Annotated in this window: 24 protein-coding genes; 12 read left to right on the top strand and 12 right to left on the bottom strand. The window is 40.6% G+C overall.

The window, feature by feature from the left end; translation table 11 throughout:
- Positions 1-9: 9 nt before the first annotated feature.
- Positions 10-735, bottom strand: coding sequence for a class I SAM-dependent methyltransferase (locus tag ACZ5XX_RS03460; RefSeq protein ID WP_464585661.1), 726 nt, complete (start codon positions 733-735; stop codon positions 10-12).
- Positions 736-850: 115 nt separating this feature from the next.
- Here ACZ5XX_RS03460 and ACZ5XX_RS03455 point away from each other — a divergent pair, with 115 nt between their 5' ends.
- From ACZ5XX_RS03455 to comE, 8 genes are all read left to right on the top strand, one after another.
- Positions 851-1,942 (top strand): formate--phosphoribosylaminoimidazolecarboxamide ligase, encoded by a 1,092-nt coding sequence (locus tag ACZ5XX_RS03455; RefSeq protein ID WP_464585659.1) that lies wholly within the window; start codon positions 851-853, stop codon positions 1,940-1,942.
- 31 nt (positions 1,943-1,973) lie between these two features.
- Positions 1,974-2,123, top strand: a complete 150-nt coding sequence (locus ACZ5XX_RS03450) for a hypothetical protein (protein ID WP_464585657.1) — start codon at positions 1,974-1,976, stop codon at positions 2,121-2,123.
- 178 nt (positions 2,124-2,301) lie between these two features.
- A complete protein-coding gene (gene psmB, locus ACZ5XX_RS03445; RefSeq protein WP_464585655.1) occupies positions 2,302-2,931 on the top strand; it encodes an archaeal proteasome endopeptidase complex subunit beta in 630 nt (209 codons plus the stop codon).
- A gap of 278 nt (positions 2,932-3,209) precedes the next feature.
- A complete protein-coding gene (locus ACZ5XX_RS03440; RefSeq protein ID WP_464585651.1) occupies positions 3,210-5,126 on the top strand; it encodes a beta-CASP ribonuclease aCPSF1 in 1,917 nt (638 codons plus the stop codon).
- A 5-nt stretch (positions 5,127-5,131) separates the two neighbouring features.
- A complete protein-coding gene (gene purM, locus ACZ5XX_RS03435; RefSeq protein WP_464585649.1) occupies positions 5,132-6,157 on the top strand; it encodes a phosphoribosylformylglycinamidine cyclo-ligase in 1,026 nt (341 codons plus the stop codon).
- 25 nt (positions 6,158-6,182) lie between these two features.
- Positions 6,183-7,205 carry an L-sulfolactate dehydrogenase gene (comC, locus tag ACZ5XX_RS03430; protein WP_464585647.1) on the top strand — a complete coding sequence of 341 codons (1,023 nt, stop codon included), beginning with the start codon at positions 6,183-6,185 and terminating at the stop codon, positions 7,203-7,205.
- Positions 7,202-7,702 carry a sulfopyruvate decarboxylase subunit alpha gene (comD, locus tag ACZ5XX_RS03425; RefSeq protein WP_464585644.1) on the top strand — a complete coding sequence of 167 codons (501 nt, stop codon included), beginning with the start codon at positions 7,202-7,204 and terminating at the stop codon, positions 7,700-7,702. Before comC ends, comD begins: the two co-directional genes overlap by 4 nt.
- A 6-nt stretch (positions 7,703-7,708) precedes the next feature.
- Entirely contained in the window at positions 7,709-8,263 is a 555-nt protein-coding gene (gene comE / locus ACZ5XX_RS03420; protein WP_464585642.1) for a sulfopyruvate decarboxylase subunit beta, read from the top strand.
- On the opposite strand, the gene ACZ5XX_RS03415 is transcribed toward comE, so the two are convergent.
- Positions 8,235-10,001: a DNA polymerase domain-containing protein gene (locus ACZ5XX_RS03415; protein ID WP_464585640.1), complete on the bottom strand. Its 1,767-nt coding sequence runs from the start codon at positions 9,999-10,001 to the stop codon at positions 8,235-8,237. The genes comE and ACZ5XX_RS03415 overlap by 29 nt on opposite strands.
- Positions 10,002-10,115: 114 nt before the next feature.
- Between ACZ5XX_RS03415 and ACZ5XX_RS03410 the strand changes: the two genes are divergently transcribed.
- On the top strand, positions 10,116-10,955 hold the full coding sequence (locus ACZ5XX_RS03410) for an MBL fold metallo-hydrolase (RefSeq protein ID WP_464585637.1): 840 nt from the start codon (positions 10,116-10,118) through the stop codon (positions 10,953-10,955).
- Between the two features lie 10 nt (positions 10,956-10,965).
- Here the strand turns inward: ACZ5XX_RS03410 and ACZ5XX_RS03405 are convergent, their stop codons facing one another.
- From ACZ5XX_RS03405 to ACZ5XX_RS03395, 3 genes are read right to left on the bottom strand one after another with little or no spacing between them, the layout of a single operon-like run.
- Positions 10,966-11,985: an AI-2E family transporter gene (locus ACZ5XX_RS03405; RefSeq protein ID WP_464585634.1), complete on the bottom strand. Its 1,020-nt coding sequence runs from the start codon at positions 11,983-11,985 to the stop codon at positions 10,966-10,968.
- Positions 11,986-11,999: 14 nt separating this feature from the next.
- Positions 12,000-12,788 carry a dihydroorotate dehydrogenase electron transfer subunit gene (locus tag ACZ5XX_RS03400; RefSeq protein ID WP_464585630.1) on the bottom strand — a complete coding sequence of 263 codons (789 nt, stop codon included), beginning with the start codon at positions 12,786-12,788 and terminating at the stop codon, positions 12,000-12,002.
- Positions 12,789-12,806: 18 nt separating this feature from the next.
- A complete protein-coding gene (locus ACZ5XX_RS03395) occupies positions 12,807-13,709 on the bottom strand; it encodes a dihydroorotate dehydrogenase (RefSeq protein WP_464585628.1) in 903 nt (300 codons plus the stop codon).
- A gap of 54 nt (positions 13,710-13,763) precedes the next feature.
- On the opposite strand from ACZ5XX_RS03395, the gene ACZ5XX_RS03390 reads away from it, so the two are divergent.
- On the top strand, positions 13,764-14,852 hold the full coding sequence (locus ACZ5XX_RS03390; RefSeq protein ID WP_464585626.1) for an NOP5/NOP56 family protein: 1,089 nt from the start codon (positions 13,764-13,766) through the stop codon (positions 14,850-14,852).
- Between the two features lie 23 nt (positions 14,853-14,875).
- Positions 14,876-15,541 carry a fibrillarin-like rRNA/tRNA 2'-O-methyltransferase gene (locus ACZ5XX_RS03385; RefSeq protein ID WP_464585623.1) on the top strand — a complete coding sequence of 222 codons (666 nt, stop codon included), beginning with the start codon at positions 14,876-14,878 and terminating at the stop codon, positions 15,539-15,541.
- Here ACZ5XX_RS03385 and ACZ5XX_RS03380 read toward each other — a convergent pair.
- From ACZ5XX_RS03380 to ACZ5XX_RS03370, 3 genes are all read right to left on the bottom strand, one after another.
- Entirely contained in the window at positions 15,538-15,930 is a 393-nt protein-coding gene (locus ACZ5XX_RS03380) for a helix-turn-helix domain-containing protein (RefSeq protein WP_464585620.1), read from the bottom strand. The two genes, ACZ5XX_RS03385 and ACZ5XX_RS03380, sit on opposite strands and share 4 nt — an antisense overlap.
- A gap of 117 nt (positions 15,931-16,047) precedes the next feature.
- A complete protein-coding gene (gene coaBC / locus ACZ5XX_RS03375) occupies positions 16,048-17,184 on the bottom strand; it encodes a bifunctional phosphopantothenoylcysteine decarboxylase/phosphopantothenate--cysteine ligase CoaBC (RefSeq protein ID WP_464585618.1) in 1,137 nt (378 codons plus the stop codon).
- A gap of 10 nt (positions 17,185-17,194) precedes the next feature.
- The gene (locus ACZ5XX_RS03370; protein ID WP_464585616.1) at positions 17,195-17,692 is read right to left on the bottom strand and encodes a KH domain-containing protein; all 498 of its coding nucleotides are present in this window, start codon (positions 17,690-17,692) and stop codon (positions 17,195-17,197) included.
- Positions 17,693-17,990: 298 nt separating this feature from the next.
- Between ACZ5XX_RS03370 and ACZ5XX_RS03365 the strand changes: the two genes are divergently transcribed.
- Positions 17,991-19,109 (top strand): radical SAM protein, encoded by a 1,119-nt coding sequence (locus ACZ5XX_RS03365; RefSeq protein WP_464585613.1) that lies wholly within the window; start codon positions 17,991-17,993, stop codon positions 19,107-19,109.
- Between the two features lie 6 nt (positions 19,110-19,115).
- On the opposite strand, the gene ACZ5XX_RS03360 is transcribed toward ACZ5XX_RS03365, so the two are convergent.
- Genes ACZ5XX_RS03360 through ACZ5XX_RS03345 form a run of 4 tightly spaced genes read right to left on the bottom strand, consistent with a single transcriptional unit; the run spans position 19,116 to position 22,345 of the window.
- A complete protein-coding gene (locus ACZ5XX_RS03360) occupies positions 19,116-19,640 on the bottom strand; it encodes a PsbP-related protein (RefSeq protein WP_464585610.1) in 525 nt (174 codons plus the stop codon).
- 30 nt (positions 19,641-19,670) lie between these two features.
- Positions 19,671-20,261, bottom strand: coding sequence for a hypothetical protein (locus ACZ5XX_RS03355; protein WP_464585608.1), 591 nt, complete (start codon positions 20,259-20,261; stop codon positions 19,671-19,673).
- 35 nt (positions 20,262-20,296) lie between these two features.
- A complete protein-coding gene (pheA, locus tag ACZ5XX_RS03350) occupies positions 20,297-21,127 on the bottom strand; it encodes a prephenate dehydratase (protein ID WP_464586189.1) in 831 nt (276 codons plus the stop codon).
- Positions 21,128-21,136: 9 nt separating this feature from the next.
- Entirely contained in the window at positions 21,137-22,345 is a 1,209-nt protein-coding gene (locus ACZ5XX_RS03345; RefSeq protein WP_464585606.1) for an RNA ligase, read from the bottom strand.
- Between the last annotated feature and the right edge of the window lie 49 nt (positions 22,346-22,394).

Raw genomic sequence — 22,394 nt, 5'->3', positions numbered from 1 at the left:
TTACAACCTTTAGTCTACTTTGGCATCTATTACAACATGCCAAACGCCTGGAGAATATTTTTTTATAATCCTCTTATTTAATATCTCAACTTTGCGGGGTTTTGCAGCCTTTTCTATACGTTTTATTGGTCTCTTGAATCTTATCTTTTCAGGTGCTGTTTCATGGTAGTGTAGTGTTCCACCCTCTTTTAGGCATTTGAGTGCAGGGTCAAGGTAATGGTGTGTGTCAACGACATATCCCATCAAGACCCTGTCAGCGGATAGTTTAGGTGCTATGATCCTTGAATCTCCTAGTATGGGCCTGATCTTGTCCTGGACTTTGTTCAATTTTATGTTCTCTTTCAGGTAGTGGTATGCTCTTGGGTTTATTTCAATTGCATATACTTTTTTAGGGTCTGCATGGACTGCTATCGGTATTGAAAAGTAGCCTATGCCAGCGAACATGTCAACTATGGTCTCACCATCTTCTATGAGTCTTGGTATTCTCATCCTCTCATAAGTGTTGCCCTTTGACCACATGATACTGGCCACGTCCAACTTGAAAAGGCACTTGTTTTCCTTGTGTATTGTTTCTGTCTCTGTCCCCGCAAGAATCTCAACCTCCGGTTTTCTTGTTCTACCATGGATTCTCCCAATTTTGATCACTGCCTTTATGCCTTTCATTTTGAGGAACTTTTCAGGATTTTCCACGTTCTTGTTTAATATTATGATGTCTCCTATCTGTTTCCATTTCATTTTCCTGCTCAGTGTTTATTCCCCTTTTAATATTAATGTCTTAGTTTAAAGACAAAAATGATAATTAAGATGAAATTTTAACAGTCAATATAAGAATTTTTGAAGGGGGATTTTAATGGGTAAAATAGACAGGGATGAAATATTAGAGATATTTGAAGGATATGATAAGGAAGATCTGAGTATAGCAACCCTTGGTAGCCACACATCACTCCACATACTCCATGGTGCCAAGATGGAAGGCTTTAAAACTACTGTAGTATGTGAAAAGGGGCGTGAAGTTCCATATCAGCGTTTTAGGGTGGCTGATGAATTCATAATAGTTGATGAGTTCAAGGAGATTGCCGATGAGGACGTTCAAGAAAAATTAAGGGAGATGAATAGTATAATCATCCCCCATGGTTCATTTGTAGCCTATGCCGGACTTGACAGGATAGAAAACGATTTTTATGTGCCAATGTATGGGAACAGAAACATCCTAAGGTGGGAATCTGAAAGAGAACTTGAAAGGCGCCTCATGAAAAAAGCCGGTATAAGGATACCCTACAAATATGATGATCCTGAGAAGATAGACCGTACTGTTATGGTGAAATTCCCTGGAGCTCGTGGGGGCAGAGGATACTTTGTAGCTTCCACCCCTGAAGAGTTCCATGAAAAGATAGACTTAATGATAGAACGTGAATGGATAACCGAGGATGAGATATCAGACGCTCACATAGAAGAATATGTTGCCGGTACAAACTTCTGCATACATTACTTCTATTCAGCCTTAAAGGATGAGGTTGAAATCCTTGGAATGGACAGCCGTTATGAATCAAATATTGACGGCCTGGTAAGAATACCCGCCAAGGACCAATTAGATATAAACTTACAACCTTCCTATGTTATCACAGGTAATCATCCAGTAGCTATGAGGGAATCACTCTTGCCACAAGCCTTTGATATAGGGGATAAGATGGCTGAGGCCGCCAAAGAACTTGTACCTCCAGGATTGAATGGACCGTTCTGTCTACAGACAATGTGCACAGACAACCTAGAGATTGTAACATTTGAGATGAGCGCACGCTTAGATGGTGGTACAAACACATTCATGGACGGATCAACTTACAGTTGCCTTCTCTATGGTGAGGGTATGAGCATGGGAAGGAGAGCCGCCCATGAAATAAAAAATGCGAAAAAGGAGGGCGTCCTAGAAAAGATAATAACCTAACAGGAAAAACATTTATCCCCCCCTCGGGGGGATGTACAATAGAAGCAGACTATCATCAAGGAAGTTAAGCTCCAAGTCTACGAGGACAGAAAGTGTGAACCCCAGCAACAAAGGGATAACCCCCACGGGCAAACTCCTCTATGGAGTCCCCGTCCACAGAGCAATGGCAATTCATAGTTGAGGGGGCTGTCCTCCAGATATGGGGGGAGAAGATCACCCCCGATAACTTCCATATTATATTTTTTTCTGTAGTGAGAGTTGAAGGAGAACTTATATACTAAACTTTATATAAGATAAAGGGTAAAAGTAAAGTTAGAAGCTAGTTTTCATATTACTATTTTTATCTCCGAGGTGTATCTATGGAAGACGAAAGAAGATTAAAAGGTACTACAACTGTGGGTATAACATGCAAAGATGGGGTTGTTTTTGCAACAGAGAGAAGAGCTACCATTGGGAATTTGATAGCGCACAAAGTCGCTGATAAGATATTCAAAGTTGATGAACATATAGCAGCAACAGTCGCAGGGTCCGTGGCGGATGCACAGACTCTAATGAAATATTTAAAGGCTGAAGCAGCATTATATAAGATGAGAAATTCTGAGAGGATAAGTATAGAGGCTGTCGCGGCCCTAGCATCAAACATACTCCATTCAAACCGCTTCTATCCACTCATAGTACAAGCCTTATTAGGGGGAGTGGATGACACAGGAGCAAAAATATACTCCCTAGACCCTACAGGGGGAATGATACTAGACAAATTCATATCAACAGGCTCAGGTTCACCTATAGCCTATGGTGTGCTCGAAGACAGATACACTGAAGACCTATATGTAGAAGAAGCAATCGACGTCGCAATAAAAGCCCTAAAATCTGCAATAGAAAGAGACACCTTCTCAGGGAATGGTATAAGAGTAGCCACGGTCACGGAAGAAGGTTTCAAAATGTTAAGTGAAGAAGAAGTTGAAAAGAGAATCAAAGAACTTAATTAATTTTAAAATCTGCTGTTAAATCCCCCCACCATTACATGGGAAGATACAACAGGGAAAAGGTTTTATATACTATGAAAATACAAGACTATATCCAAGATGTGGGGCTGCAACAGCCCCGAACACTTATGGAAAGAGAACAATCCACCCCCATCACCTATAATAAAATGATCAAGGAACAAGTCCTCCTATTGAAGCAGGAAAGCCATCACCCACACTTGTTAATTATTTTTTAACCTTCATACAACCCCCTAATATTCTATTTTTCAAGAAGTGATCATATGGTTTCAAGGGTCCTTGAAGAAATCAAGAAGACTATAATGCAAAGATTACCATCAAGAGTCCACGTAGCCAAGGTAGAATTTGAAGGACCAGAACTTGTAATCTATACAAAAAACCCGGAGATTATAAGCGAAAACGGTGACCTAATCAGGGAACTGGCTAAAGATCTTCGCAAACGTATTATAATACGCTCAGACCGTTCAGTACTCATGGAACCGGAAAAGGCCATAGAAAAAATCCATGAGATAGTCCCAAAGGAAGCGGAGATAACCAACATCTCCTTTGATGATATAACATGCGAGGTCATAATAGAAGCCAAAAAACCAGGACTCGTAATAGGCAAATACGGTTCAACATCAAGAGAAATAGTGAAAAATATAGGATGGGCCCCTAAAATATTGAGAACACCACCAATATCATCAGAGATAATACAGAGAATACGGAGAACCCTCAGAAGGAACAGTAAAGAACGCAAGAAGATACTGCACCAACTAGGGAATCGTATACACCAGGAGACAAAATACGAGAATGACTGGGCGAGACTAACAGCCATGGGCGGGTTCAGAGAAGTTGGAAGATCCTGCCTCTACCTCCAAACACCCAACAGCAGAATACTACTAGACTGTGGAGTGAACGTGGCAGGAACAGATGAAAAAACATTATACCCATTCTTAAACGTCCCAGAATTCGCACCAGACAACCTAGACGCTGTAATAATAACACACGCCCACCTAGACCACTCAGGCTTCGTACCATACCTCTACCACTATGGCTATGACGGACCAGTATACTGCACAACACCCACAAGAGACCTGATGACACTATTACAACTAGACCACATAGACATCGCCTACAGAGAAGAACAACCATTACCCTTCAATGTCAAACACGTGAAAAAATGCATAAAACATACAATAACACTCGATTATGGGGAAGTAACAGACATAGCACCAGACATAAGACTAACATTACACAACGCCGGCCACATACTAGGATCAGCCATGGCCCACCTCCACATCGGTGACGGCCAACACAACATGGTATACACTGGAGATTTCAAATATGAACAAAGCCGCTTACTAGAACCTGCAGTTACAAGATTCCCCCGCTTAGAAACATTAGTTATGGAAAGCACCTACGGTGGAAAGGAAGATGTGCAACCATCAAGAAACCATGCAGAAAAGGAACTGATAAAAACAATATACACCACCCTCAGAAGAGGGGGTAAAATACTAATACCAGTATTCGCAGTAGGAAGAGCCCAAGAGCTCATGGTAGTACTAGAAGAATATATAAGAACCGGGATCATCCACGAAGTCCCAGTATACATTGATGGGATGATATGGGAGGCCACAGCCATCCACACAGCCCGCCCAGAATACCTCAGCAAAGACCTGAGAGACCAAATATTCCATATGGGCCACAACCCATTCATATCAGACATATTCCATAAAGTTAATGGGGTGGATGAGAGGATGGATATTATTGAAGGAGAACCATCAATTATCCTATCAACCTCAGGGATGCTAACCGGTGGAAACTCCCTAGAATACTTCAAATGGTTATGTGAAAATGAAAAGAATTCTCTGGTCTTTGTAGGTTACCAGGCAGAAGGTTCACTTGGCAGAAGACTCCAGAAGGGGTGGAAGGAAATACCACTTAAAGAAGAAGGTAAAACCAGAGTATACAAAGTAAAAATGGATATAAAGACCATAGAGGGTTTCAGCGGGCACTCAGATCGTAGACAGCTCATGGAATATGTGAAAAGGGTGAGTCCCAGACCAGAGAAGATAATAGTATGCCATGGTGACAATTACAAAACCTTGGATCTCGCATCAAGCATCTACAGAAACTACAAGATAGAAACAAAAACCCCACTAAACCTAGAAACTGTCCTCATACAAGAAAATGGGTGATCAGATTGGTAACATACGCCGATTCTGGAGTAGATATAGACCTTGAAGCATTAACCATATCAAAACTAGTCTCAAAGTTTGAAAAAACCTTGAAATATGCTGATGTGCTCACAAGAAAAGGCCACTTCGCCTCTATAATACGAGTAGGTGACATGGCAATAGCCATGAGTACAGATGGTGTGGGCAGCAAAATACTAGTAGCTGAGAAACTAGGAAAATATGACACCATTGGAATAGACTGTATAGCAATGGTAGTAAACGACATCCTATGTGTAGGCGCCAAGCCCATCGCAATCTTAGACTATCTTGCAATGGAAAAACCAGACCCCCAAATCGCATCAGAGATAGGTGAAGGATTAGCAAAAGGGGCTGAACTATCAGAAACCGCCATAATAGGAGGGGAGACAGCAACACTACCCGAAATAGTGAACAATTTCGACCTCGCAGCCATGGGCATGGGCATAACAGACCCCAAGAATATAATAACAGGAGAAAAGATAAAAGCAGGTGACAAAATAATAGGAGTCGAAAGTAGTGGGATACACAGCAACGGATTAACCCTCGCAAGGAAAATATTCCTCGAAAAACTGAAACTAGACATCAATGACCCCCTGCCCGGTTCAAAGGATAAAGTGGGGGAAGAACTCCTAAAACCTACAAGAATCTATGTCAAACCTATACTAGAACTTCTCAGATCCGAACTCGACATCCATGGACTCGCACATATAACAGGAGGCGGTTACACGAACATACGACGCCTTAACAGAAAAGTAACCTACAAATTAGATAATCTGCCAGAGCCACAACCCATATTCAAAACAATCCATGAAAATGGAGTGCCCATAGATGAAATGTACAAGGTCTTCAACATGGGCATAGGCTTTATAATAGTCGTGGACAAAGAAGATGTAAAAGAAACCATAAAGATAATCAAGAAGACATATAATGCAAAAGAGATAGGAGCTGTTGAGGGAGACCCCACCGGTGCCGTTAAAATCAAAACTTACACAAAAGAGGATATCATACTCTAAAAAAATTGTGGAAGGTGTCTTTCTCATGAGGATAACCAGCGAAGATGAAAAAAGTATTATAATTTCAATCCTAAAGGCTCTAAACGTGCCAGAGGAACATGCTAGGATAGTTGCCGATGTAACAGTAAACGCGGACCTTAAAGGTTTCAGCTCACATGGAATCGGGAGATTCCCCCAGTACATAAAGGGCATAGAACACGGAACCATAAAAACAAAAGGCAACATAGAAATCGAAGAAGAAACAGTATCAACAGCCTTAATAAATGGCAATCACTTGCTCGGACACTTTGTAACCTATAAGGGGATGGAAATAGCCATCCAAAAAGCAAAAAAGACTGGAATAGGATTGGTGGGGGTCCATGACTCCAACCATTTCGGTATTGCAGGATACTACTCCGACATGGCAATCAAAAAAGACATGATAGGTATAGTAATAGCAAACACGGAACCAGCAGTAGCACCATTGGGGGGAAAAGAACCAATACTCGGGACAAACCCACTAGCAATTGGCATACCATCCAACAAATACTATGTTTCGGTTGACATGGCAACATCGGCCTCCGCGCGCGGAAAATTACTAGAAGCCGCCCGTAAAGGAGAAAACCTGCCAGAGGGCATAGCATTAGACTCCAATGGAAAACCCACAACAGATCCGGAAAAGGCCCTGGAAGGCTCAATATTACCATTCGGAGGGCACAAAGGCTACGCATTATCATTCATGATCGAAATATTAGCAGGGCCCCTTGTAAAAGCCGCCACCGGCAAAGAAGTGAAAGGCACCGTGAACCCTTATGATAAATGTACAAAGGGCGATCTTCTAATAGCCATTAACCCGTCAAAGTTCGTTAACATCAAAGACTTCAAAGAACAAGTTGATAAGTTTGTGGAAGAAGTCAAATCCACAGGTAAGGTTCTCATACCCGGTGACATGGAAAAAATGAACATGGAAAAGAATCTGGAAGAGGGCATATACATAGACCCTGAACTCCTAAAACAATTAAAAGAACTAGAAGAAAAATTAAACCTTGACCTGAACTTGGAGGGATGAAAAAATTGGAGAGTAGCCAGGCAATATACAAAGCCCTTAAAGACAACAACATAAACTTCATAGTAAGCGTGCCCTGCATAAACCTTGCAAAGGTCCTTGAAATGATAGAACACGACGAAGAAATCAAACACATACCAGCCACAAGAGAAGAGGAAGGTTTCGGCATAGCAGCGGGCGCATACATGGCCGGAGAGAACACAGCTATCCTAATGCAAAATTCAGGTCTTGGAAATTCTATAAATGTCATAGCATCCCTCTACAAGTTGTATAGGATCCCAATACTCATGATAATAAGCCACAGGGGCACCCATGGAGAATTCATAACCGCCCAGATCCCAATGGGTGAAGCAACACCACTTATCCTAGAAGCTCTTAACATACCATACCATGTCCCATCCACGCCAGAAGAAGCATACAATGATATAAAATCCGCTTGGAAAGTTGCAAAAGCAAAAAAACATCCAACAGCCATACTACTAGAAGTTAGTTTTTGGTGAACCCGAATGGAACGTATAGAAGCCATAAAAACCATCATAAAACAGTTAGATGATGAATTAATAATATGTAATCTTGGGTTCCCGTCAAGAGAACTTTACAGTATTAAAGATTCCCCAAGACACTTCTACATGCTAGGATCAATGGGCATGGCCTCATCAATCGGATTGGGACTCGCACTAACACAAAAACGTAAAGTAATAGTATTTGAGGGTGACGGTTCACTCCTCATGAACCTTGGAAGCCTCGTCACAATCTACAGCCAATCCCCTAAAAATCTCATACTCATAATATTAGACAATGGCTGCTATGCAACCACAGGTTCTCAATGCACCTACGCCCTCAAAGTAGATCTAGGCGAACTCGCCAAGGGCATAGGATTCAAAAAAATATTCAAATTCGAAAAACCTCATGAAATTAACATGAGGCCAATACTAGAAGATGAAGGGCCAATCATAGTCCATGTGAAAGTGGAACCTGGAAATGCAGATGTCCCAATCATAGACCTGAACCCAGAGGAGATAATATCAAGGTTCATGAAGATCGTTTCTTCTGGTAAGTAGCATAGAACCCATCAGTGTCAGCATATACCGTGTGAAATCCGAACTTTTCAGCCTCTTTTATCGTCTTCTTAATATAATTCCGACCCCATGCCGTTATAGCCTCAGCACACTCCAAACAATACCATCTGAAACGCGTATAACCATAAACCCCATACATTGTATTAGCAAGCCTCTTAAGAGCCTCTTGTTGCACGTCAAGTATCCTCTTTTCCATCGGATCCTCAGCCGCCTTCATCCGATTCTTTATCTTCATCCTTTCATCTAATATTCGCCCTATAATTGAAGGTACAAAACCTCTAGGTTTTTTCCTGAACTTGTAACCAGTCTCAGGGGCCACATAACAATCCTCCTCCGGATCCTCCGTGAGAGTGTCAGGTGAAATATTCTTAGATATTATGATACTAGGGTATAAACTCCTGAAGTCAAATTGCACAATGTTTTCATGGAGGCCTTTCTCCGGTTCCTTCACATAACCTCCAACGACCTTCTGGGTTCTTCTTCTCTGCAACTCGGAAGGTGATGGCTTGTTAGGTACTAATTCACCATATTCGAATGCTTCCCTTATAAGGAACCATTCAACTTGTTGTCCAGTGGCCATCCTACTTATGTCGAATAGTGGCTGTCCCACAATCCTTGTGATCTCCATGTTTAATGGGAGTATTTTTTCAGCGATCTTATATGTTGCCATGACATCTTCAAGCGAATATTTGAAGAGTTGGTCTCTTAAGGTTTCATTATCCCAGTATTCCCATAATTGGTCGCCTGGTAGTTCAACCTTTTTTTCGCCGAATAATTCGAAGTATACTCTTTCGAGGGTGTAAGTGTCGAGGTTTATGTAGCGTCGCATCACCGGGTAAAGATCGACATGTATTGTCCCTTTTATTGTTGTGGCAGTTGCAAAACCCCTTCTCAGGGATTTTATGGTTGATCCATCCCATCCTATGTCGAGTTTAACGCCTAGAAGATCGGCCCTCTTTCTTATATATGGGAAGTCGAAATTGTCAGAGTTATATCCTACAAGTAATTCAGGTTTAGAATCCTTTATTATCTCGGCAAATCTTTCTATGATACTCTTCTCGTCTTCCACCAGTTCAACAAAGTTGAGGTGCCCTCCCTCTCTTGATATTATCCTCTCTTCTCTGCCATTATAGAGGCTTATCATTATTATCTCATCCTCTTCAGGGTTAGGCATCCCACGAGGGTTATAAACTTCAATATCGAAGGCTAAAATTTCAAGTTCTGGGAACCTAGATCCAATGGTCCTTGGGGGCTCATCCAATTCAATGATTTCAACATCTGAAGACTTCACAATAGGGGATGATTCGATCCTATGACCCTCCAATTCTATCCTTGACATTGGGAACAATCCATTATCGATTAGATACCTTCTATAGAATGGTATGTCATGTTCTCGGATCTCCCGGACATGCTCAAGATTCCTTATCTTCTCCCTGATTTTTGGAACTTCCCTAGGATGATCTAAAATAATCTTGATCACATCTACCGGCCTTCCAAGATCCTTCCGCTTCACAACCTCCAATTCCTTGAAACCAGCCCTCTCTAACTCCTCCAAACATGAACCAGTGTTTGAGGGTACTGCATAAATATATGGCCTGAAAGATCTGTCCAAGGCTATCCTAGGCCTCTTATCCTCACCTTTACCAAATAATCTTATAACCGGCACATCCTCGACTGTAACATAATCAATGTCAAGGAGTATCATCTCCTCCTTTACCATAGTATTATATTATGGTGTGAGGATTATTTTATTGTTACCCCCCCACATCAAGGTCAAGATCCCAGGAAAAAAGTACAGAAGCCTAACCCTAATTCTGCTTGGGAGGAAGTCAATATGAAGATATTTCCTATTGCATCTGAGAGTTTAGGTGTTAGGAGTCTCTCAGTATATGTTGAAGCTGGTGAAAGCAAAATATTAATAGATCCCGGCGCTGCCTTAGGCCCTAGAAGATATTCATTACCACCAGCAAGAATCGAATTAGAAAAATTGGAATACACTAAAGGTAAGATCCTAGAATTCTTGGACAAGGCAACTACAATAATCATATCCCATTATCATTACGACCATTATATCCCCGGGGCGAACTATGATGGGAAACGCTTGTTTCTAAAAGATCCTACCAAGAATATTAACAAAAGCCAACAAGATAGAGCATCAAAGTTCCTAAGGGATAAAAGAGAATATGAGTATGCTGATGGGAAAACAATAACCAGAGACTTTAAGATGGAATTTTCACCAGCATTTCCTCATGGAGAAAAAGGTACCAAACTGGGATTTGTCATAATGACCATGATAGATCATAAAGAGAGGATGATCCATGCCAGCGACACCCAACTATTAAATAAAGAAAGCGTAGAATGGATAATAGAGAAGATGCCAGATCTTATAATCACAAGCGGCCCCCCAACATACATAGGATACATGAAAGATTCCTGGAAAACCGGAACTAAGAATATTAATAGGATAATCCTAGAGACAAACACAAAGATAGTACTAGATCATCATATAACAAGGGATAAGAGGTATCCAAGATTCTTCGAAGGATTAGAGAAAGAGCCACTAACCTTCGCAAAATACCTTGGAGTAGAAGAAACACCACTTGAAGCTTACAGAAGAGAATTACATAAACTAGAAAATGGTGAAAGAATCAGCCTACCATTCAACCTAGAATAACCCCCTTTACCTATGCTGTCCTTTCTTCCCTGTAAACATTTAAAGCCGCATATGCCACCCCCAAAATCAAAGGTCCTATTATAAAACCCGCCAATCCCCAAATTAAAGGCCCCCCCAAGAACCCCACTATGAAAAGCAATGGGTGTATATCAGCATATTTACCTGACAATTTCGGGCGTAGATAAACATCAATACTACTCAAAAAGGCACCGAATATTAAGACTATAACACCACGAAGTATATTACCAGAGATAAAATCATATATGGCAAGTATGGTATATGTGGGCCATGGTCCTATCACTGGGATCAGTTGAAAGAATCCCGCGAGCAAACCTAGGAATATCGCATATGCGTATCCGAGGAGTTGGAATCCTACTACCGCCATTAAACCTATTATGAATGCTGTTAGAAAATGGCCATAGAATATGCTCTTTATAACCTTCTCTGTTTCAATGATCAAGTGCCTTATAAAATCTCTTCTCTCCTCTGGTACAAGTGAAGACACATAGGATACTGCCTGGTCACCATCCCTTGCAAAATAGAATGCTGATGCAAATAATATGAATAATTGCAGTGCTATCATGGGCACGCTCTTGATAAGATCCAAAAAATAGTCCATTATCATATTTAAGAGATTATTGAGAAGATCCTTTAAAACATTAAGTAGTATATCCACTGATGGTAGGAACTCAGAGGGCACATATGATCTTAATACATTGTCCATGACCCCTAAATTTATTTTCTGGGCCGTTGAAAGTAATGTGGGCGCTGAATGGAATAAAATGTTAATGATCATAGCTAAGACACCTATCAATGGCAAGATTGTCACTGTCATTATAATGGCTATGGAAATCGACCTATAAGGTATATATCTGGTGAGTCTATCTGCTATTGGACGTATACCATAGGCAAATACAGCCCCAAGGAATACCATAGTCCAGATAGGATAGAGTACTATAGCTGATAATATTAAAAGGAGGAATATGACGAAAAATGATGATGTTATAGTACCTTTTATTTTATATATCAATGCCCCTCTCACCTTTATAATGGTTTTATCGCGCCTGTCGCATCCCTCTTGTATTCTCCAAACTCTTTCACCATTCTAAGCTCATGACTCCAGAAGACTGGCCCCTCTACACAGACTCTCCAACCAGTATTATCAAGACAACAATGTCCACAGAGTCCCACAGCACATTTCATATACCTTTCAAGGGAAAATTGGCCCGGTATACCCCTCTTTTCTAATTCTATGAATATGCCTTTCATCATCGCCTCGGGGCCGCAAACCATGGCCATGTCATATGATCCGCTGAGAGTTTCTAGACGGTCGATGGCCAATCCCTTGAATCCGCAGCTTCCATCATCAGTACATGTGAATATCCTAGCACCAGTTTTCTTGAGACGATCTAAAAATAGTAACTCATCGTAGGTCCTGGCAGCGACTATAGTGTCGACTTCAAAATCCCTTGCCCGGGCATCCTCTACCAAGGCCGCTATTGGAGCCATGCCAACACCGCCACCTATGGCCAATATCCTATAACCTTCTATGGTGAATCCCCGCCCATATGGTCCTCTTAATCCGAGCCAGTCCCCTTCTTTGAGTTTGTGGATCCTTGAAGTGAATGGTCCAACCTTCATTATTGAAATTCCAATTTCCTTGTTTTCGCTGTCGATTAAGGAAACTGACATTGGTTTTTCATCCTTGAAATCCCAGATCATCATAAATTGTCCAGGTACTGGGAATCTCCCATCCCATGGGAATATTAAGGTTTTGACATCTGAGGATTCTCTGATGATCCTTTTGATTTTCAAGATTTTTGGAACATGCAATTTTATGTATCCTCCATATTATTCATGGGCTAATCCAACCATCTCATTAATATTTTTGAATCCTTCCCTTTTCATGAAAGCTTTAAGGTCATCACAGATTTTCTTGAATACTTCTAGGCCTCGGTAGAATATGGCGCTGCCTATCTGGGTTGCCCTGGCCCCTGCATATAGGAACTCCACAACATCCTTGTAATCTGTTATCCCACCAACACCGATCAGAGGAACATCCACAACATCATATACTTCATATACGCATCTGATGGCTATTGGCTTTATCGCAGGCCCTGAAAGTCCCCCGAATTTATTGGAGAGGATTGGTTTGCCTGTTTTCAAATCTATTTTCATGGCGGGTCCAAGGGAGTTTATAAGGGTTATGGCATCGCACCCTGCTTCTTCGGCTTTTAATGCTATTTCCTTGATATCCGTGACATTAGGTGTTAACTTAACGGCCACGGGCACTTCACAGGCTTCTTTAACGGCTTCAACCACTTTGAATGTTAGTTGTGGGTCTTGTCCTATTGTTGCTCCATAACCTTTCATTGCATGTGGGCATGAAATGTTCAATTCAATCATATCTACTAGGTCGTGGACATCTAGTGCAACTTTCACAAATTCCCTAGGAGAAGAACCATATATGGATGCTACTACTGGTATTTTATCCTCTATTTTATATAGTTCCTTTTTGAATGATTCAACACCAGGATTGGATAAGCCCATAGCATTTATCAACCCATATGGGACTTCTACTATAGTCGGGTTCTTGTAGCCCATATTCGGTTCAAGAGAAAAAGATTTGGTGACAACAGCCCCTGCTCCATAATGATAAACACGATTCAATGATGATGCTGTTATCCCGAGAACGCCCGCGGCAAGCATTGTAGGATTTCTCATTTTAACCCCGCAGAGATTAACCTTCAACAATTTTGATCTCCCCCACTAAAAAGATTATAATTGTCTGAATACAAACCTACTTATATGAAGTGTTATCTTGTACCATGTGTTGCCGGTTTCATAGCATTTAATGAAAATTTAGATATTGTAGATTATGAACTTTTCCCCAGAAAATCTATAATTTCAAAGTTACTAGAATATGAGAAAGGATTACTTAGCGAGGAGGAGAAGATCATAAAAAGACTCCTCAAAGATTATGGGAAGATTTCCATAGAATCTGCGTATAAATGGAAATATGGGAAATTTAAAGGGGTCATTTTAGAATCTCCAAATATTGGGGGTGAATATCTTAGAGAAAACCTGAGGGAAATCCTTAAAGAGATTGGATTCATCGAGGATGGTGAATTTAGAGAGTTCATATATGAGATACACAAAGGGATAACCCTCAAAAAATTGGAAGAATCCCTCAAAGAACAGGACAAATTGATTATACAAGCCGTTAACGCCTTAGATGACCTTGATGATTCTCTAGGAAGGTTTGTCGAAAGGATAAGAGAATGGTATTCCATATACTTCCCAGAACTAGACTCTGTAAAAGACCATGAACATTATGTTAAACTCATAGTAGAACATCCAAAAAGAGAAGATATAATAAAATCGAAAAATATGCCAAGACAGAGTATAGGAGCGGAACTCGAAGAAGATGACATAGAAATCATAATGGAGTTTGCAAAGGCCGTTAGATCATTACAACTGTTGAGAAGATCCATAGAAAAATATATAGAGTCAAAAATGGGGTACTTAGCACCCAACCTGCAAGATGTTGCTGGCACGACACTCGGCGCAAAACTAATAGCACATGCAGGAAGTTTGAAAAAATTAGCATTTTCACCCGCCTCAACCATACAAGTGATGGGGGCTGAAAAAGCCCTATTCAGACACCTTAGAAGAGGTTCAAAACCCCCAAAACACGGATTAATATATCAACACCCCCTTGTCAGGGGATCAAATCGGCGAATCCGCGGCAAAATTGCGCGCACATTAGCCTCAAAGATTTCTATTGCAGCGAAAAAAGATTTATTCACAGGAGAACATGACCCTAATATAAAAGAAGATTTGTATAAAAGAGTAGACATGATAAAAAGAGAAACCCCAAAGAAAAAGAAAAGATAATCCCGCTTTGGAGAGTGCCGCCAATGAAGAAAATCAAAGGGATAGAAGGCGTTTATCTCCATGAAAATTTTCTCTTAACAGTTAATCTCGCAAAGAGTATGCAAGTTTATGGTGAAAAATTATTCAAATGGGGCGGACGCGAATACCGTGTATGGGATCCCTACAGGTCCAAGCTAGCCGCCGCCATACTTAACGGCCTTAAGAACCTTAAAATCAAAAAAAATTCGAGGATATTATACTTAGGAGCATCAGCTGGGACTACAGCATCGCATTTTTCTGACATGATCCCAGATGGTATCATATATTGTATAGAATTTTCTCCGCGGATGATGAGAGAACTAGTAAAGGTATGTGAAAATCGGAAAAATATGATCCCCCTACTCGAGGATGCTACCCGTCCAAGGGATTATCTACATCTTATAGAAAAGGTGGATTTCCTCTACTGTGACGTGGCACAGCCAAGACAAAGTCAACTTTTCACAGAAAACATGAAATTATTCCTTAAAAAAGAAGGTCAGGGTCTGTTGATGATAAAAGCAAGAAGCATAGACGTTACAAGAAAACCTTCTATAATCTTCAAAGAAGAAGAAGAGAAGATAAAAATTTCTGGTTTTAAGGTCAAAGATAATATTAGGTTAGAACCTTATGAGAAAGATCATTTAGCCTTGCTTGTTGAATTTGGCGACTAGGAGTGGCTTGCTATCCTACCTTTATCTGTTATCTTGATGAAGTCCTCGTCTAGTTTCCCTATTAGTTTGTATAGTTCAGTTTGGGACATTTCTTCGATCTTGGAGGCTTTTATTCCCTTTTCTTTAGACAATCCCTTGAGGAAGTATTTGAAATAGTTGCCTAGGAAGTCTTTTATCCTGTAACCTCTTCCAATGGCTTCGATTTCTTTCTTGTCTAATCCTCTTGTAAGCCTTTTGATCTTTGAAAGCAACTTAGGGGTTGGGTGTTTGATTTCACCATTCTCAAGGCCCTCTACAACGGTCTTTGGTACTTCTAATTCTCTTGCAAGTTCGTCAATACTTTTTCCCGTGATTTTCCTATAACCTAATATAAGGTTTTTTAATGCCATCTTACCAACCTCATAATATTTTCGCAGATAATATTATATGGTATGATATATAAATAATTTGTTATTAACATATGAAGAAAACTTTTAAGAAATATAATATAAACTTTTTTAAAATTATTATAAATTTTGGGATACAACTTGTATTATTATCCTGGAAAGTTCCCTTTTACCCATACGGGGCAGTTTTTCCACCCTATCATAAACTAATATTGGTCTAATTTTATTTGAACCGAAACCTTCAACTGCAAGATCATTAGCAACAACCAGATCCGCACCAGACCTTTCCATCTGCTCCCTGGCTGATTCTATAAGCTCATCTTCACTAACATCATATTCAGCCTTGAAACCGACAAGATAAATGTTAGGATTTAGAGTTTTCACACTATCAATTATCTTAGGGTTAGGCTCCAATTTCAAAATCTTCTCCTTGGAAGATGGTATCTTAGTTTCACTATACTCTGGTTTGAAATCTGCCACGGCAGCAGCTGAAATAAAAACATCAAAATCTTCAATCAATTCCTGAACTTTATCAAACATTTCAGCAGCTGATATAACATTAACCATACCTATACATGATGGCACCCTTAAGGATAAATTAGCTCCAAGAAGTGTGACATCAGCCCCTTGTATAAAAGCTTCCTTGGCCAATTCCAACCCCATTTTACCAGAACTTAGATTACAGATGCCCCTCACGGGATCCAGGGCCTCATAGGTTCCACCAGCACTTACAAGGACCTTCTTACCCCTTAAATTTTTAGTGGACGTCTCCCTTAAAACAGTGAGCACTATATCATCAAGATGGGGGAATTTAGCCTTTCCCTCCTCCATCCTTGGGGGTACGAAAATCACGCCCTCCTGGGTAAGCTTTTCCATGTTATATTTTATCGCCCGATACATTGACAAGTCCATTGAAGGAACCATTACAATAGGGGTTCCATAACCTAAAGCCGCGATTAAAAGCGCGTTTATTGGATTATCAGCTATCTTACATGCAAACTTGCTTATAACATTAGCCGTGGCCGGGGCAACGAGGATTAGATCGACGTTGGCATATTTAACATGCTCTATCTCGCCCGTGAGCTCTAATATGACATCATCTCCCGTTGCAAACTCCATAGCATAAGGATGAATAATATTACAAGCACCATCACTCATAAAACACTTTATATTCGCGCCTTGCCTTCTAAGCTCGCGTGCAAGCTTAACAGCTTCTACAGCTGCGATGCTACCAGTTACACATAATATAATATCCATAGGAACCCCGCTAATATTCATCAACTACTATGGTTGTCTCTTCACCAGTCAATCGCTTTATGATCTTATTGAGAACATCAAGGCTGGCGGGTATTCTCCTAGCATCCTCCTTGATAACCCTTATCTTGAATTTTTCCTTACCATCCTTACCATACACAATATTTATACCAGAAATCCTCGCGGGTGCAAGAACATCCTCGGCAACTGACTTAAGATCAGAATCCTCACCAACAACCCTCACACGTTTACCTATAGCCCTTGAGATTGTCCTCACGATCTTACCGCCCTTACCTATAAGTTTGCCCACCTGATCCCTATCAGTGATGATGATAACAACATCACCCATATCTATCGCCCTCTTAAACCCTAACTTACCCTCAGCTAACCTATAAAGGACCTTCGAGATCTCCAATTCTAATTCAGTCACCTCACCACTTTTAAGTTTAGCTTCACAACCCTGACATAAAATTCCACTCTTTAAACAAACATCACATATCGGCAATCCCATTATTGACCCTCCTATCCTATTATACGATGAACTAATAAAGATTATAGGCCACAATAAGGAACAATTAGCACTTTACCATAAAGTGCAAAAACAAAAAGCCTCCCTTCGACTACTGTGAACATATTCCTATTGTGACCCTTAATCATAGATTTTAATTATTATAATATAAATTTATAGCCTCTAAAACTTTAATAATCATACACTAACAGAAATTATTATCAATAAACTCAATGAATTGAGAAATTTTCACCTTCCTCCAATTGCCCCACATTCATCCAAGCCCAGAGGGTGAATATAGATGGATAAGCCCTTAAGAAGACAGGTGCGTTGTAAAGTATGTGGTGGAACTGCAGCTCAAGTCCTAGACCATACCTGTGGGAGCTGCCTGAAAAAGGAACCTGAAAGGATAATCCAAGACCTTATAAGAAAGGCTCATAGTGAAAGTCGCAGGATACCACCAGTTTTACCCCCACAAGATCCCAGGGGCGTTACTTGTTATGAGTGTGGTAACCTTTGCAGAATAAAAGAGGGAGAATATGGTTTCTGCCGCTTGCGCCAGGTGCAAAATAAGAGGATACATTCTAAAGTAACAGGTCGAGAAGCTGTAGGTATATTCTATTTTGATCCTTTACCCACCAATTGCGTGGCGGATTGGGTTTGTCCAGGGGGTGTAGGAGCTGGTTATCCACAATATGCCTATTCACCAGGGCCAGAATATGGTTACAAGAATCTTGCCATATTTTTCGGAGCTTGTTCATTTGATTGTTTATATTGTCAAAACCGTTCATATCATGGAATGGCCATTAGAGGAAAACCTTTATTCACAGTTGATGAAATAACCGAGAGCCTAGATGACAAAAGCGCTTGCATATGCTTTTTTGGTGGTGATCCATCGCCACAGATGTCATTCGCATTATCAGCGGCCAAAGAGGCCTTGAAAGAAAAAAAAGGTGAAATTTTGAGGATTTGTTGGGAAACTAATGGTAATATTCACCCTAAGTACTTGGATGATATGGTAAAAACAAGCTTATCATCAGGTGGTATAATAAAGTTTGACCTTAAAGCATGGGATGAAAAACTTCACAGAATATTAACAGGCGCAAGTAATAGACAAACCTTTAAAAATTTTAAATACATTTACAGGGAATACTTTGATAAGAGAACCATTCCACCGTTACTTGTCGCAAGCACCCTCCTAATACCAGGTTATATAGGGGAAGCAGAAGTGAAGAATATAGCTAATTTTTTAGTGAAACTTAACCCACAGATACCCTACACTCTCCTCGCCTTCTCTCCTCAACATATGATGACAGACCTCCCACTATTGACTTGGGAAGAAGCAAATGAATGTTTAGAAGCGGCCAAGAGGGTGGGATTAGAGAGGGTGCGGTTGGGGAACACCCACCTACTCAGATAATCCCCCCTATCCCACGAACTTGAAACTGTTGATTATAATATCAAAATTTGCTTTTTCCTTGTCGAATTCACTGACTAGGGCGCTGCAGAGTATCACATACACTTCTTCTCCTCTTTGTATCCATATCGCCATCTGTTTCTTCTTCACATCACCTTCTGTTACAAGGTAAGTGTTTTCAAGGGCCTGAAAGGATCCTAAGGTTATGTTACCCTCTGAGATTCGCTGATAACTTGAATTATTAAATAGGATTGCATAGTTTCCATTATACATTTGATAAAGGTCACCTTCCCTTTTCTGTATCACCACTAGGGTCTGCGCATACCCCGTCTGCGGATTTACAGACTCTGGATCCGCCACAGCGACTATAGTATCATTTGCCTGCGAATTCGCTATAACCCAATCTGCAGGATACTCAAATGTTATATTATCCCCTGTGAACCTTTTATTCTTCTCTTCATTTGATTGGGAAGTGCAACCTGCAACAGTCACCATGGCCATGAGAATAAAAATAATAACTATACCCTTTTTCATGATACAAACTCCCCCCTTCTAAACCTAATTTTACCCTGAAGTATTTGTCGCTGGCTCTGATGGTGTTGTTGGCGTGGTCGGTGTTGTTGGCGTGGTTGGTGTTGTCGGCTCATAATATCTTGTGGTATTATAATGGGAAGTTGTCTCGGGCACGTAATTGGTAGTTGTACTGGTATTGTTGGTTGTGAATGTCGGGAAGGCACTCTCATTAACAAGAACATTACCTGTCTGGTCTTGGCTTAAATTTAACAAGTAAAGGCCAAAACCGCTACCTATAAAGAATGCTAATGCCAATAATATTAATCCAAGCACCTTGAATGGTGCTTGTGGTTTTTTCTCCACAGTGGCTGGTTTTTTAACATATTTTTTAACAAGCTCCTCTTTTTCACGGGTTTCCTCCTCTTCTTTGGCCTTTTCAATCCAATGATCTAAAGGTTTCTCGGAAGTGGAACGGCCTTGCATCCTCTTTATCCTCTCAGCGACTTCTATGGCCTCCAGCTCCCTCTGGTACTCTCTTTTCAGCATCCTATACTTGCTCTCGGATATTCTGCCCTCCTGCCGATCCTTTTCCAAATCCTTTAGACGACGGAGGAGTTCTCTTCCCTTTTTGATCATCTTCATCTCCCTTAATATTTTATCTTCCCATGTTTAAATAACTATTTATCCTCTTTCTTATACCACTCATCCATTGGATATGAACCTAAGATCTTCATGAATGGTGTCCTATCTCTAATCTCCTCTAATATTATACTTATATTCTTCTCTTTTCTATGACCCTCAAAATCTATGAAAAATATGTATCTTCCAAGACCCATCTTTGAAGGTCTAGATTCTATCTTGGTCAAGTTTACATCAGCCTCCGCAAATAATCCCAGGATCTCATATAAGCCCCCTGGTCTATCTTCTGCAAGTGTGAACAATATCGAGGTCTTATCAAAACCTGTGAATTCATGGTCATGTAAGGCTATAGCAAGGAAACGTGTCATATTATGACTGTAATCCTGGATAGCCTCAGCTAAAATCTCCAAATCATATAATCTGGCCGCCCTTAGGGTGCCTATGGCGCAAGATCTCCTTTTACCTTTTATGATCTTCGCAGCTGCCGCGGTACTGGATGTTGAATGTGTCTTAAGATTCATTTTCTCTATGAATTTGTGGCATTGGGCGAGTGATTGAGGGTGTGAATAAACATCTGTAAGTTCCCTTAATTTGACCCCCCTATTAGCGAGCAGATAATGATCGACCTTTAATATTATCTCCCTCTCTATGCAAAGATCGTATTCATGGGCTAAAAGATCCAATGTAACGCCTACAGGACCTTCAATCGAATTTTCGATAGGTACAACACCCTTATCCACCTTCCCATCCTTCACAGCATCTAAAACATCTATAATGGAATCAAATGGTATTAGCTTCTTTGATAATCTGTGGGCTGCTTCTTCTGTAAAGGTCCCCTCTGGTCCAAGGTATCCGATAACATCCAAGATGAAACACCTCTAGTATAGGCCACCTTCTAGGAAATTTTTTGTCCTATCAGTAGTTGCTTGGTGGAAACGTCTTATAACAGCTTCACCATCCCTATATTCTATGATGGTTGCTGATACACCTAACGCATGGAGATGTTTTATGAATTTCATGGCCTCTTTCCTATTTGACACGCTAATGGTGGTGTCCTCATGCGCTATCCCACCCTCAGCTATCTCCTTTATCGTTTTTACCATAGGGTAGATTATGGCTTCGCCGAGTCTGTGGGCTCTTTCACGCAGTTCATCCTCGGATTCTTTCATTTCATATGCTTGGAACCCTTCCCTTATCACTCTACTGAAGAAGAACGCCCTCCCGAAATCGAATGGATAATTGAAAGCATATTTTATTTCATTTGCATGGGCTTGGGATGCTGTATATTTTATGGGTGGTAACTCCATCTCAGGGTCTTTTATTACAACACCTTCTCTGCCTTCCTCCCCCAGTTTTTTCACGATCTCTTTTATCTTCTCCGCGGCCTTCTCCACTGGGAAAGTGCCCAGCAGACGGACCATTGGAAGATCATAATCTTTAAGTAATTCTCTCTTCTCTTTAATAGGTAATGGTCTGTTCGTGGTTTTCTCCCTGACATCAAATATTCTGAATCCTAGTTCCCCTATCTCTGGATAATAGTGTGAGACGTATGGGTTGGCTGTGCCTAGCATCTCTCCACAGATTACAAGGTTGGGGTTGTCTTTGAAGAACTTGTCTAAGTCCATGAATTCCTGGACTTTCTGTGTGGTGAAGGGACATAGGTATCCGCCCCTTGTAAGGGCTACTATCTTCGAGTCGACTGATGCTATTCTTACGTTGTAGCCGTTCATTTTTTCTTCGACCACTACCTTGTCCTTGAAGTGTTTTTCTATGGTTGGGGATAATATTAGGGTTCTTCGGATCTTGGGGAAGCCCCTTATAATTTCTAGTTTATCGTCTGTGATATAGACTGCTGTGCCAGATTCTATGTGCATGAGATCCTTTTTGAATAATAAAACAGGTTTTATTGACTTGTAAAATTTAACCCCACGCCTTCTAATGGCCCTTTCTAATCTTTCATGGCTTATTCCCAGGGCTTTTGCCATCTTCTTTTCTAGGAAGTTTTCGGCGTATAGTCTCCCTTTGAAATCGCATCTTTCGCAAGTGAAAAAGAAATTTTTGAGGGAGTTGTTCCTTCTCCAGTCCACCTCAAGGTCTGATCCGCATTTAGGACATTTTATGGTGGGTAAAATTATT

It is taken from the genome of Methanothermobacter crinale, assembly GCF_055397825.1.
The sequence above is the reverse complement of the archived record's forward strand: the minus strand, read 5'-3'. Positions and strand labels throughout refer to the sequence as shown.